This window comes from Exiguobacterium sp. S3, assembly GCF_018617295.1.
In the GTDB taxonomy this organism is placed as follows: domain Bacteria; phylum Bacillota; class Bacilli; order Exiguobacteriales; family Exiguobacteriaceae; genus Exiguobacterium; species Exiguobacterium profundum.
Genome location: NZ_JACSJW010000003.1, coordinates 109,862 through 123,349, shown reverse-complemented (window position 1 = coordinate 123,349; position 13,488 = coordinate 109,862). Strand labels below are relative to the sequence as shown.

The window sequence follows — 13,488 nt, the reverse complement described above, 5'->3', positions numbered from 1 at the left end:
ACATCATGAACAAACCACTTACACTCATTACTGGCGTCAGTCGCAATCAAGGCATCGGTGCTGCGATTGCGCGAAAACTTGCTTCTGAAGGACATGACTTGTACTTGACGCACTGGAGTCCGTTTGACGCTAAAGAAGGAATCGGGGAAGAAATTGGCTTCATCGAACGATTGGTTCAAGAACTGACTGAAGAAGGGACCCGTGTCGAGCATGAGGCATACGATTTGGCTTCAGGAGACGAGGTCGGATTACTTGATCGAATGGAAGCTAAACTTGGTATACCGAGCAGGCTAATCCATAACGCGACCTATGAGCGACATGTCAACGTTGAGAACTTTACAACCGACGTATTGAGAAAACATTACCTGGTGAATAACGAAGGGACACTCGGACTCACCTTTGCGTTTATTGAGCGCTATAAACAAGCGGGACATCAAGATGGGCGAATCCTGTTCTTCGTATCGGGGGGACCGGATGCGAATAACCTGGCCTACATCGCAACGAAAGGTGCATTGATTGCCATCACACCTGCGTTGGCGAATGGATTAGGAGAATACGGCATTTCGGTGAATGCGTTCGATCCGGGACCGACGGATACGGGTTGGATCAATGACGAACTTCGCAAACACTTGCTACCATTATTTCCTTACAAGCGAATGGGGACGCCTGAAGATACGGCTCGCTTCGTCGCTTTCTTGATGGGCCCAGACGGCGCATGGGTGAATGGCCAACATCTTCACGTTGACGGAGGGTTTACTGGGCGCTAATAGAGAACGTTCGATGGATACAATAAAAAAAGACATCTCACTTTAAGTGTGAGATGTCTTTTTTCAATGCCATGTATAGTCTTTATCAACAAATAAACGATTTTTTAAGTCTGTTTTAGAAATTGAAGGATTTGGTGCATCAAGCCAATCGTAATAATCACAGGCACAGGAATCACCAAGTTCGATAGAATAGCCATTATTTATTGTATTAACAGTTATATCGAGTTTATGTTCAGCTAACGTCTTTTTCAATCGATAAATCGTGTTGTATACGTTGTGTAAGGCGCGTTGTGGTTCATCGATGTCCGGGTAAAGGGTTTCGGCAAGCACCCACTTATTAATGACCTGCTTACGATGGAAAACTAAGTAGGCAAATAACTCCTCTGTTTTTTGTGTTGGCCACTTCACAAGATCTCCATCTTGTGTTCGTACCGAAAAACGATCTAGAAATTGTATGCGACAAGATTGATTGAGATTCTTTTGTTGAATCGCCTCATAGCGCTGGATGATACGCGGAATGACGTTATGAATCATCTGCTCTGTGATGGGCTTCAACAAGTAATGCGTGGCATGCAAATTGAACGCTTCAACGGCATACTGTTGATGGGCGGTCGTGAAGACGACTTGTGTCCGTTCCGGCAAATAGGTCGCCAATTCGAGCCCCGTCATTTCAGGCATCTCGATATCTAAAAAGACAAGGTCTACCGGGTGCTCTTGAATAAAAGTGAGAGCTTGAACCGGACTTTGGAATGAACCAATCCACTCAAGAGACGGCTCCTCTTTTACAATCCGCTCCATCATCCCTAAAATATGATGTTCATCTTCAATTAAAATCGTACGCATCTAAATGATTCGTCCTTTCCTGTTTTGGTAAACGCAAGTGAATGGTGGTGCCTTTTTTCAAAGTGGAGGCTAAGTCAAACGTTGCACCATGAAGGTGTTCGATTCGACTTTTAATATTGCAAATCCCAATCCCAGATGTTTTGTTTGATACGTTTGGATCAAAACCACTCCCTGTATCTTGAACATAAATCTCAATCATTCCGTTTCGTTCCTGGATAGAAAGTGTCAATCGCTTTTGTCCTGGGTGTCGATAGAGACCATGTCGCACGGCATTTTCAACGAGTGGTTGAATTAATAAAGGTGGAATCGAACAGTCGAGAAGAGATTCATCAATTTCTTTCTCAACGTAGAACGAATCACGGAATCGCGTCTGTTCAATGGCGAGATACGAGTCAATCATATCGACTTCTTGGCGAATCGATATCTCGTTTTCGGTTCGACCATTTTCAAAAATGAAGCGGACGTAAGTGCTCAAGTGACTGAGTAGACGAGCCGCATCGGGTGGGGACGTGTAACAGAGTGCAATCACATTTCCAAACGTATTGTAAAGGAAGTGAGGTTTGATTTGAGCGTTAAAGAAGGACATCTCGTGCTGAGAGGCCAACGCTTCGACTTGTTGTTTTTTCCCTTTGTCGGTAGACAGGTGAATCGGTAGAAGCAAAAACATCAATAGGAAATAGATGATGGTAAACGTATTGGTGTATAATTGCTGATTAGGCGAGACGATGAACGTCGACGTCATGATTCCGATATACCCGACGAGTTGGGCGAGTGTGAAAGTTAGTAATTCGAGCGGATTGCCTGACTTGTACTTTTCAAGGAGCCATCCAATATTCAATCCGACCCAGAAGAACGTGATGAATAAAACGATCATCCATACAAAGTATTCATACACTTCGTAAACGGAAGAGGGCAGGAAGATGGCTAGTACAGTCAATCCATATAGTGGATATCTCGAAATGGCCAAAAACCGGTCAAATGACACACGTTCCAAACATCGCGAAAACTCGATTAACATGATGATGCTCAGTAAGGCTAAACTTAACGTCAACTTATCACTACCCGAGATCCACATGCCGTCTCGGGACATGATTGAAAAACTCGTCAACAAAAAGAAAGCTGTTCCGAAACCATACAACCGTTCATTTCGGTGAAAGAGATAGACGATGGCATAGAACATGGCAATCAAAAGTGAAATGAGCAACATGAAAAATTCGTAGCCGGCATAAGCGTTTTGCGTGGTCATGATGGCATGTAACGGTCCGACCAATATACTTTCTTCGATGGGTGCAAAATTACCTGCCTGTCGTTCATGTTGAATCGTCAGTCGGAATTGTTTTGTTTCATCATCGAGCAAGAGCAGAGACGGCTGCTCGACGAGACGATTGTTTCCAATTTGTATCGTTTCAACCATTTTCCCATCTATCAAAATCGTAGAAGAGGAGAGGGACTTTGGAATGAGCAAGGCATACGTACCGTTCGGCAACGCGAGATCGAGTTCATAGGTGGATTCACGATAAGGGGTTGTAAACGGAATGGTTCGATAGGAGCGGCGATCAACTTGGGTGACAATCCCTGACTCATAGCGCCATGAGCCGTCTAGTCGCAAAATCTCTTCGTCGACAGTAGAAGAGAGAAGAGAAGCTTCGCCCTTGTTAACGGTGACGATCGGATTGATTGACTGATGTCGAATCAATAAAGTGAGACTGACGCCAACCAACATCACAAGGATGAGGATAAACGTCATTCGATTACGCGTCATGAACACATTCCCTTCAATCTTTGTGAGTTTCTTGTGAGGTCATTCCGTTATTCTTCCTAATAGGTGAATGAATTTTTGAAGTGACTCTCCGTCTCATCATCGTACCCGAACTTTTTTTGTTTGAACAGAAAAAGTCATTCACCGTACGAAGTGAGGCATTCTAAGAGTGAAGGAAGAAGGCATTCCATGAAACGTTGGATTGAACAACGCATTAGTCGACAAGTTATGACGATTTTCTATATATTGATTGCCTTAGTGACACTCACATCGATTGGGACCTATTTTTATACACAGCAATCGATTCAAGAGACGACCGTAAAATTAGAACGAATCAGTGAGCAACGTGCACGGGCGACAGACCTGTTTGAAACGTGGCAATCGATGCAATATGAATTACGAGGGCACGTCCTGTTAGGAGAACGTGCACTATTAGAAGAAGTACGAACAGCTCAAACGAATATCGACGAGCAAACGACATGGTTTGAGACACAAGCAAGAAACGCGGAAGAAGTAAAGTTCGCAGAGGATGCGAGACTGCTCTTTTCCATTTATACAACACGCGTCATGCCGGCACTTGAACAATATGTGGTTGCGAAGCAGGCAGGAGAAATCGATGAATCGTTCTTGCAGATGCGCACCGTTGGACAATTCATGCCGAAAAATGAAACGTCCACGCAAACACGATTTAAGCTGAACTCAAGTAGTGCGGCGGATATGAGTGCGAGCATCGTCGATATGGAATCGGTCTTTACCGACTATCGACAGAACCTTGACTTTCAAGAAAGTGAATTGCGAGATGCCCTGTCAAAACAGTTGGTGAAAGCCCAATGGATGTGGCTCTTGATTCTACTCGGAGCATTGTTCATATTGTTTGTCGGGTTGCAGCCATATATTTTAAGGTTGACCAATCAACTGCAGACACTGATGGTTAACAGTGAGCGACTCGCGAGTAATCCGAGCGCAACGCTCATCCCGATTAAACCGCTACAAAACGAAGTCGGACAACTGTCAAAAGCGTTTAATGAGATGGCGACCTCCCTTCGGAGCCAACAAGATCAAGTGGATCTCGAACGAGAGAAGACCGCTCGAATTTTGCACACGATGCGCGATTCCATCGTCTACACGGAACTCAAAACGAATGAACGCTTTGGGAACAGTGCGCTCTTTGATTTATATGAACATCCGATTCCGACAACAGAACGGGACAGTCTATACCCGATTGCGATGTATTACCCGATGTTCATGAATCAAATTGATGATCAAGAGGGACTGAATCGCTTCACGAAGCGTGCTAAAGAAGAGGGCATGTTCGATGAAACGTTCACGTATACGATGCAGGAAGGTCAGAAAACGATTCGCATGTACGCCGAACCGATTGATCTTCAAACGGAACGCGTGGGTGTCATCTTCGTGTCACGAGATATTACCCAGGAAACAGAAATCAATCGCTTGAAGACTGAGCTTGTGGCGACAGTATCTCATGAACTACGGACGCCTCTTACCTCGATTCTCGGGTTTTCAGAACTACTCAAAAGTCGTCAATTGGAAAACGCGAAACGAGAACGCTATTTAGACATGATTGCGAGTGAGACGAAGCGACTCGAGCGGCTCGTGAGTGACTTGTTAGATGTTCAAAAAATGGAGGCGGGTATGAGCGTACCTGACTTTAAAGTAGAGAGTCTCTATGATTTATTATCAGATTTACTCGAAATTCACGCAGGGTCGACGGAGCATCATTTCTTCCACTTTGATTGTGATGAATCGCTATTTGTCGCGGGAGATCCGGCCCAATTACGTCAAGTCTTCTCGAACATCCTGAACAATGCCATCAAATATTCACCGAACGGTGGGAATGTGACGGTTGATGTCACGTGTGAGGGTGACACGATTCAAATCGGGATATCGGACGAAGGGCTAGGTCTTTCGGAAGAAGATGCAGAACGAATCTTTGATAAATTTTATCGTTCGGCCTCGGAAGAAAGTAAACGCATCGGTGGAACCGGCTTAGGTTTAGCGATCTGTAAAGAGATTGTTCAACTGCACGGTGGTACCATCTCTGTTCAATCCCAACTAGGAGAAGGAACGATGATGATTGTTGAGTTACCGATGGTCGAGCATGTCAACGAAGAAAGTTCATCCTAATTTTTGGGATGAACTTTTTTTGAAAAAACGGTGAATGTCACGCTCGTTTGGTACGATATAGAGAGTGAATCATGTTATAGGATGAAAGGAAGACGATTATGCTACGCGGATTATATACAGCAGCGGGAGCGATGAATGCCCTGCAACGCCAACAAGAGATTTTGAGCAACAACCTTGGTAATGTGAGAACACCAGGCTTCAAAGCATCTGACGGCGTGGTTCGTTCGTTTCCAGAGATGCTGCTCGCACAAGTCAGCAATCCGGATAACGCGAAATCGCGCGTGAAGGGAGAAGTGGGCACCCTATCGATGGGCGTCTATCTTCAAGAAACAATGCCCCGTTTCTCAGCTGGGAGTATTACAGAATCCGGTAGCCCGACCGACTTGTATTTAAAAGCACCTACTGATTTTACGGGAGCCCCGATGTTTGCAGTCGAACAGGGCGGCGAGACGTTATATACGACAAATGGACGCTTCTCGATCGATGAGGCGCTCTTCCTTCGTTCTGCGGACGGCGGATATATCCTTTCTGATGAAGGAGAACGGATCCAACTGCCATCGAGTGAGTTTCAAGTAGGAAAAGATGGCGTCATCACTTCGCTCGGGCAAAACGTGGCGACACTCGGTGCCTATCAAATCGATGACTTGACGACGCTTGAACAAGTCGGGAATGACTGGCGTGTGACGGGGGATGCACCTGCACCGGCCCAGGTCGAAGTGTTACAAGGATTTATTGAAGAAGCGAACGTCAACCTCGACCAGACGATGGCAGACTTGATGATGACGTATCGTCAGTTCGAGGCGAATCAAAAAGTCGTCCAAGCGTATGATAAAAGTGCCGAGCGGGCGATCGAAATCGCTCGTATTCGTTAAGGAGGAACACCATGCAGTCCATTTATAACTCGGTCAACTCTCTGTCTCAACTCCAACGTCAATTGGATGTGACAGGTCACAATATCGCAAACGTCGATACGGTCGGCTTCAAGCGGCAACAAGGGCATTTTGCTTCGCTATTGTCGCAGGCGTATAACAACCAACCGCGTCCGGAATTCGAAGTCGGTCGGGACACACCGAACGGGATTCGGATTGGAGTCGGTGGACATGTCGCCGATATTACGCAGCAGTTCAATATCGGACAAGTGCGTACGACAGATCGTGGATTGGACGTCTTTTTGAAGGCGAGTCGTCAATTTTTTGTCGTGGACACGCCGAACGGTGTCGGGGTGACACGAAGTGGGAACATGCAATTGTCGGTCGGTGACGAGACTACGCTTGTTGATGTGAACGGAAATCCACTTCTTGGAGACGACGGCAATCCGATTACGATGCCGAACGATGCGACGAATCAGCGCATTCGTCAAGACGGTGTGGTCGTCGCGAGTGTGAATGGCGTGGAACAAGAATTCGGACGTCTCGACATCGTAGAAGTCCGCAATACGTCGGAATTACGCCCGCTCGGAGATAACGTATTCGCAGCCGATTTGGAGACCGAAGTCGATCGTCCGCTCGGAAATCTATTGATTGAAGGGACACTCGAGTCATCGAACGTGGATTTGACGAAAGAGATGACCGATATGACCATCACACAACGTGCGTATCAAATGAACTCACGGGCCATGTCCATGAGTGACCAGATGATGGGCCTTGTCACGGCATTACGTCCATAACGTATACCGCTTCTCGAGCCGAGAAGCGGCTTTTTTATAGACTAAGGAGGGGAACGACCGATGCGGATTGTGGTCGCGATGGATTCATTCAAAGGTTCACTTTCAAGTGTGGAAGCAAATCAAGCGGTCTGTCGGGCGCTTGAAGGGCATGAGCTCACTGCCATTCCAATCGCAGATGGAGGAGAAGGATTTTTAGATGCATGGCTCGCGGCGCATGCGGATGGGACCATAATAGAAGAAAGCGTCATGTGTTTGGACGGGATACGACGCGTTGCGCGTTTCGGTTTCGAGCCGTCAACGAAGCATGCTGTGATCGAAGTGGCGGAAACGACAGGACTGACGCTCCTCTCCCACGTCGATCCTTGGCGCTACAGTTCAGTCGGAGTCGGGCATCAGATCGTTCAAGCGCTAGAGCGAGGGGCGAAGAGCATCACCATCGGGCTTGGAGGGAGCGGGACGATGGATGGTGGGAAAGGATTGCTCGAAGCATTAGGTGTTCGTTTTCTTGATGTGAACGGCTCTGTGTTATCGACCATCCCCCACCAACTAGATGAGGTGGCATCAATCGATTGGTCGGGTCTTCATCCGCGAGCGCGCGAGGTCATATGGCGAATGGCTTCCGATGTACAGAACCCATTGATTGGTGAATGCGGGGCGGCGCATGTGTTCGGACCCCAGAAAGGATTGGCGGTAGATGCAGTGATGCGATATGACCGGATTCTCGATCACTACGCGAACTGTTTTGAAGTGGATAGAAGAGCATTTCCTGGAGCTGGCGCGGCTGGCGGCATCGGCTTTGCGCTATTGCAGCTTGGCGCAACCTATGTGAGTGGCATTGAAGAAGTGATCAGGTGGTCTAAGCTCGAAGAACAGTTAGAAAAGGCAGATTGGCTGATTACAGGGGAGGGCAAATTTGATGCGCAAAGCTTTGAGGGGAAAGCGCCGTATGGGTTGGCACGTCTTGCGCATACGTACGGGGTCCCGACTCTCGTCTTCACCGGACAATCTGATTATACCGCTCATATGGAATCGGGGATTATCGCCATTTTTCCGATCGTGTCGAGGATTATGACGTTAGAAGAAGCGATTTGGGAAGCAGCTCCACTATTGACGAATGCGGTCCAACGCGTGCGTCACCTCATGGAAAAGGCGCCATGACAGTAGTCGGGCGCCTTCGCATTCATAAAGAACGATCTTTTAGCAGATCACGAATCTCTGTCAACAGTTGCTCTTCTTTCGTTGGGGTCGGAATAGCAGCTTCTTCCACTTCTTTCTCACGTTGTAGACGATTGATGACTTTCACAATCAAGAAGAGTGCGATGGCAATCAAGAAGAAGGATACAATCTGTTGTATGAAATTTCCGTATAAAACGTCAACGCCTAAGATACTCGCTTTTAAGCTTGAAAAATCGATTCCTCCGATAATGATTCCGAGAAGCGGCATAAAGATATCATTGACGAGTGAATTCACGATAGCCGTGAAGGCCGCGCCGAGTACGACGGCGATGGCCAAGTCGATGACATTCCCACGCATCGCGAATTTTTTAAATTCTTTCCACATAAACAAACCTCCTGACGTTGAATAGTTTAAGCGTAGCATATTTAAAGAGAAAGGAAAAAATCGTTCGCCTTTTGACAGGGGAGGATGCTTGTTCGACTTTTCTGCATAGGGTACACTAAAAAGGTAGCAATTTACGCATTTTAATACCAGGTACTAATATGATATAATTATTTTAGCTGAAAGGATGGTTGGACGTGGCGAACGATGAACAGACGAGTTCGGAAGAACAAAAAGGTTCACCAGAACAAGAGACGAAGCAGAAGAAGCGAACACGATTGTCGAATCATCGTCGATTCCCGATCTTACTGCGTGTGCTCGTTGTTTTAGTGTTGGCAATCGCGATGCTCGCCCTCGGAGCGGTCATTGGATATAGCGTCATTGGCGGAGGCGATTGGAAAGATGTGTTTGACATCGAGACCTGGCGCCATATCACCGATTTTTGGCTAACCTCTTAAAGGCGGTGGATGGATGTATACAATTGAGCAAATTAAAGAAGTAATCCCACACAGATACCCGTTTCTGTTAATTGATCGAATTGTCGAAGTCGAGGAAAAGAAGCGTGCTGTCGGATTAAAAAATGTCACGGCGAACGAAGAGTTCTTTAACGGGCATTTCCCAGACTATAATGTCATGCCAGGTGTCTTGATTGTGGAAGCACTCGCACAAGTCGGTGCTTTTGCAATGTTGAAAGACGAATCGAATCGAGGCAAGCTCGCCTTTTTTGCAGGGATTGACAACTGCCGTTTCAAACGTCAAGTAGTCCCAGGTGATCAACTTCGCCTCGAGGTAGAAATCATGAAAATTCGTGGACCGATTGGTAAAGGACGTGCCGTGGCCACGGTCGATGGAGAAGTTGCTTGTGAAGCAGAACTCACTTTCGCCTTGAAGTAAGGAGAAATGGGATGCGTGCTTTAGTTATTGTGTTACTGGTCGGCTTAATGACGATTGTGGGTTGTCAGCAACTCCAAACGGAAGAGTCGAGTGAGGAAAATGTGGTTTACGAACAGAATGTGGATGAGACCATGATTGAGAAGCGGGCGGGACAGTCTGATGCAATCGCCGTCTCCTTGGAACGGACGAATAATACGACGATGCTCTTCACCATTCGCATGCTTGAAAATCGTCGTCTCGATCCGACGACAGTCATGAGTTATGAGGTCGAAGGGGAACGAATTGCGATTCCATTTGGCGAATTGATTGCAGAACGTGAAGAAGATATTCGGACGTATGAGTATCAGACAGACGTGGACCCAGACCTGTTCGTATCAGAGACGCTCCCACTCTTCCATCTCGTAGAGGAAGGCGAGGCGGAAGTCACAATTCCGCTCGAAGTCATCAATTCGACAAATGTTGAATAAGGACAGGCGATTTTGTCGAAAATCGTCTGTTTTTTTGTGGAGATCAATTCGTTCTATCCGATAAAAAGAGTAAGGAGAGAATGGAGGAATTGAAATGAAACAGAAATCACAGTCGTTGCAGACACGGATTTTAGCAGCGATGTTAGTCTTCGTTACGTTGCTCATCGTCACATTCGGAGTGGTACAGTATTTCAGTACGAAACATTCCGTACTCAGTACGTTACATGCAACATTAATCGAAGATGGTGAACGGATTAGTGAATCGTTGGATGCCGATGCTTATGCATCTTTCATGGCGAATCCGTCAAAAAATGAGCAGTACGAGCAACTACGTGAATACTTAGATACATATCGCCAGCAAATCGGTGCGATGTATGTATACACCATTGCCACAGAAGGCGAGGAAGTCCAAATCATCGTAGATGGTTTGAACGAGGCAGATGCCGCAGAAATCGGTTCACCAACTACAGCGATGACGTATGAAGGGGCAACGGCGGCATTCGAAGGAGAGACGGTCACGACTGATGTCATTGATGATCCAGAATACGGGAAGTACGTGACCGTGCTTGTCCCGATCAAACAAGGAAATGAAGTCATCGGGGTACTTGGAATCGATAAGGCAGCTACCGAAGTCTCTGCAATTACAGGTGACGTCTTGAAGGAGAGTTTACCCCCAATCTTGATTGGTCTCCTCGCTTTACTTATCGTATCAGCAATCATCATCTGGCGTTATTTAGGCTGGAAATTACGCCCGCTCCAAGCATTAGAACGGGTGGCCACATCTATTGCTGAGGGCGACTTGGCGACGGCGACGACTGCGGTTGAAGGTATTCAGTTGAAATCAAATGACGAAATCAAACGTCTGACGGTATCGATGGATAAGATGACACACATGTTGAAAGATTTGATTTCTGGCATTCAAACGTCGGCACAGACGGTACGGGATGAGAGCGGGAACGTCTCGAGTATCTCTGAAGAAGTGAACGATGCCTCTCGTCAAATTGCCTACACGATGGAAGAGATTGCGAGCGGTGTCGAGAATCAAAGTGTCTTGACGATGCGTTTATACGGACATATGAATGAATTTTCAACGCTTGTCGAGCAAACGACATCGGACGGAGAACAAGTGAGTGAGCAGGCGGAAGTCGTCAGTCGGGTGACGATGGATGGTCTACGTTACATGGAGAATGCTGTCGACAAAATGACTCACATTCATGCGCAAGTGAAAACATCACAAGTACAAGTCCGCGACTTTGAACAACAAGCGGACGAGGTGACAGAACTGGTTACGATGATCCGTCAAATCTCTCAACAGACGAACTTGCTCGCACTCAATGCGGCAATCGAAGCGGCTCGGGCCGGTGAGCACGGGAAAGGGTTTGCCGTCGTCGCCTCGGAGATTCGGAAACTCTCGGATAGTGTCGCAGAGTCGGTCAGTGAAATTTCGGAAATCGTCGGAAGCGTCAAACAAAACTCGATTGCGCTCGGACAAACCTTTACAGAAAGTATGACGGCGGCAGAGGAAGGGAAAGCGACACTTGAATCGACGAAACGCGCGTTCACTGAAATCGAACAGAGCGTTCGTCACATGCAACAGTTAACGAGTTCGATGCGTGGTCAACTCGATCGTGTGAAGACGAACCAGGATCACATCCAACATGGACTGTCTGAAATTGCTTCGATCTCGGAAGAAAGTACGGCCGGAAATGAGGAAGTGGCCGCTTCCACGGAACAGATGTCGGCGACGAGTGAGACGATGAATCGTCTCGTCAAAGATTTGTCGAGCACGGCAGAGGACATGCAACGAATGAGTCAGCAGTTCAAGTTGTAAACAGTCTCACTTCAGACAGACCTCTCATGCGTCCGCTATAATGGGCGCAAGGGAGGTTTTTTCATGCAACAATTCTCTAGTGAACTGACACAATTTCGGGGGAGTCATTATGACTTCGGACGATTTCAAGGAAAATATATTAAGCGCAGTCAACTGCTCGAGAATCGAACGGACCAATGGAAACTACGCGTCCCACGATTTGAGATCGATGCGACTGAGGCGAAGGCTGCCTTCGATGAATTTGCCCCAAAGATTTGGGAAGAATTGATTGGATTGCAAGATGAGTTGAAGTTGTCGCTCAACGACACGTTACTTCATTTCGGCCATTTTCGGGTCAACAATCCAATCAGTGGATGTTCGATTTTGACAGGAGATAACTTTCTCGTTCGGAATTACGACTATCACCCGATGACGTATGACGGCCGCTACAACGTCTTTCAACCGGATGACGGGTACGCGGTTATCGGACCGGTCTCTCGTGTCACCGGACGTATGGACGGGATGAATGAAAAAGGACTCGCCATGGGCTACAATTTCATCAATCGTCGTCGACCTGGGGACGGGTTCGTCTGTCAGATGATTGGACGGATCATTCTGGAAACATGCGCGACAGTGGAAGAAGCGGTCGATTTATTAAAAGAAATTCCGCATCGTGGGTCATTCACGTACGTCGTCCACGACAAATCGTCGAAGACACGTGTAATCGAGGCGACGCCGCGAGACATCCAAGTACGGGAATCAAATATTTGTACGAATCATTTCGAGTTACTGCAACATGAAAACCGCTATCATCTCGACGATTCGACGCGTCGCATGATGGAAATCAAGGTCGTGCAACACTTGATCCAAGATGCGGAGAGCGCATTCCGTCTCATGAACGACACCGACAAGGGCGTCTTTTCAGAATTGTACAAGAGCTGGGCGGGAACGATTCACACGGCTGCATATTTCCCAGAAACGCTCGAGACCTGGTTTGCGCTCGGTGGAGACCGTGACCCGGTCATCTTTGATTTCCAAAAATGGCTCGATGGGGAAGACTTCGACATCCATGCACTTGATGGGGAATTGGCGACAGATATCGAGTTTGCGAATACGGTTCAATTGTGGCGCTGACGTTTGTCAGTGCTTTTTTTCGATAATCGGGAATACACATAACAGGAGGGATGAACGATGAAACGAATTGGAATCATATTCATGATGTTGACGCTCGTCACATTACTCGGCGGCTGTGTACCCGGAGACGGAACGTACACGACAGACCCGGCAGGATTTTTCTGGGGCATCTGGCACGGATGGATTGCGCCAGTGTCACTCATTTTAGGATTGTTCAATGACACATATCGCGTGTATGAAGTGAACAATACGGGCTGGTTCTATGATTTAGGATTTTACATCGCTGTCATCAGTGGATTTGGTGGATTGACGTTGACACGGAAGAGTCGTGGGTAATCGGGAGTGACCAAACAAGGTCACTCTTTTTTAAAATCTTTTTTACCGTAAACGCTTGCATAAAAATAATTTTCATATTATGATTCAGGTGAAAATGATTTTAAGGAGG

At 47.0% G+C, this 13,488-nt stretch carries 14 protein-coding genes; 11 read left to right on the top strand and 3 right to left on the bottom strand.

Annotation, left to right across the window (positions count from 1 at the left end; all coding sequences use genetic code 11):
* The first annotated feature begins 5 nt into the window (after positions 1–5).
* Positions 6–767 (top strand): SDR family oxidoreductase, encoded by a 762-nt coding sequence (locus KNO65_RS09350; protein ID WP_214783632.1) that lies wholly within the window; start codon positions 6–8, stop codon positions 765–767.
* Positions 768–830: 63 nt separating this feature from the next.
* Here KNO65_RS09350 and KNO65_RS09345 read toward each other — a convergent pair whose 3' ends face one another.
* Together KNO65_RS09345 and KNO65_RS09340 are read right to left on the bottom strand one after the other, a co-directional pair.
* Entirely contained in the window at positions 831–1,610 is a 780-nt protein-coding gene (locus KNO65_RS09345) for a response regulator (RefSeq protein WP_214783629.1), read from the bottom strand.
* Positions 1,591–3,372: a sensor histidine kinase gene (locus tag KNO65_RS09340; protein ID WP_214783626.1), complete on the bottom strand. Its 1,782-nt coding sequence runs from the start codon at positions 3,370–3,372 to the stop codon at positions 1,591–1,593. The genes KNO65_RS09345 and KNO65_RS09340 overlap by 20 nt, the downstream gene beginning before the upstream one ends.
* Before the next feature lie 186 nt (positions 3,373–3,558).
* Between KNO65_RS09340 and KNO65_RS09335 the strand changes: the two genes are divergently transcribed.
* The 4 genes from KNO65_RS09335 to KNO65_RS09320 all read left to right on the top strand — a co-directional run bounded on the left by KNO65_RS09335 (position 3,559) and on the right by KNO65_RS09320 (position 8,338).
* Positions 3,559–5,514, top strand: coding sequence for a HAMP domain-containing sensor histidine kinase (locus KNO65_RS09335; protein WP_214783623.1), 1,956 nt, complete (start codon positions 3,559–3,561; stop codon positions 5,512–5,514).
* Between the two features lie 98 nt (positions 5,515–5,612).
* Positions 5,613–6,386, top strand: coding sequence for a flagellar hook-basal body protein (locus KNO65_RS09330; RefSeq protein WP_012727343.1), 774 nt, complete (start codon positions 5,613–5,615; stop codon positions 6,384–6,386).
* A gap of 11 nt (positions 6,387–6,397) precedes the next feature.
* Positions 6,398–7,180 carry a flagellar hook-basal body protein gene (locus tag KNO65_RS09325; RefSeq protein WP_012727342.1) on the top strand — a complete coding sequence of 261 codons (783 nt, stop codon included), beginning with the start codon at positions 6,398–6,400 and terminating at the stop codon, positions 7,178–7,180.
* A 60-nt stretch (positions 7,181–7,240) separates the two neighbouring features.
* Positions 7,241–8,338 (top strand): glycerate kinase family protein, encoded by a 1,098-nt coding sequence (locus tag KNO65_RS09320; protein WP_214783620.1) that lies wholly within the window; start codon positions 7,241–7,243, stop codon positions 8,336–8,338.
* Positions 8,339–8,360: 22 nt separating this feature from the next.
* Here KNO65_RS09320 and mscL read toward each other — a convergent pair whose 3' ends face one another.
* Positions 8,361–8,741 (bottom strand): large conductance mechanosensitive channel protein MscL, encoded by a 381-nt coding sequence (gene mscL, locus KNO65_RS09315; RefSeq protein WP_214783617.1) that lies wholly within the window; start codon positions 8,739–8,741, stop codon positions 8,361–8,363.
* 194 nt (positions 8,742–8,935) lie between these two features.
* On the opposite strand from mscL, the gene KNO65_RS15785 reads away from it, so the two are divergent.
* From KNO65_RS15785 to KNO65_RS09285, 6 genes are all read left to right on the top strand, one after another.
* The gene (locus KNO65_RS15785; protein ID WP_012727339.1) at positions 8,936–9,196 is read left to right on the top strand and encodes a DNA-directed RNA polymerase subunit beta; all 261 of its coding nucleotides are present in this window, start codon (positions 8,936–8,938) and stop codon (positions 9,194–9,196) included.
* A 13-nt stretch (positions 9,197–9,209) separates the two neighbouring features.
* A complete protein-coding gene (gene fabZ / locus KNO65_RS09305; RefSeq protein ID WP_047794831.1) occupies positions 9,210–9,632 on the top strand; it encodes a 3-hydroxyacyl-ACP dehydratase FabZ in 423 nt (140 codons plus the stop codon).
* Between the two features lie 11 nt (positions 9,633–9,643).
* Entirely contained in the window at positions 9,644–10,099 is a 456-nt protein-coding gene (locus KNO65_RS09300; protein ID WP_214783613.1) for a hypothetical protein, read from the top strand.
* 94 nt (positions 10,100–10,193) lie between these two features.
* A complete protein-coding gene (locus KNO65_RS09295; protein ID WP_214783610.1) occupies positions 10,194–11,930 on the top strand; it encodes a methyl-accepting chemotaxis protein in 1,737 nt (578 codons plus the stop codon).
* Between the two features lie 63 nt (positions 11,931–11,993).
* On the top strand, positions 11,994–13,043 hold the full coding sequence (locus KNO65_RS09290; protein WP_031422286.1) for a C45 family autoproteolytic acyltransferase/hydrolase: 1,050 nt from the start codon (positions 11,994–11,996) through the stop codon (positions 13,041–13,043).
* Positions 13,044–13,100: 57 nt separating this feature from the next.
* A complete protein-coding gene (locus KNO65_RS09285) occupies positions 13,101–13,379 on the top strand; it encodes a hypothetical protein (RefSeq protein WP_031422288.1) in 279 nt (92 codons plus the stop codon).
* Positions 13,380–13,488: the final 109 nt, after the last annotated feature.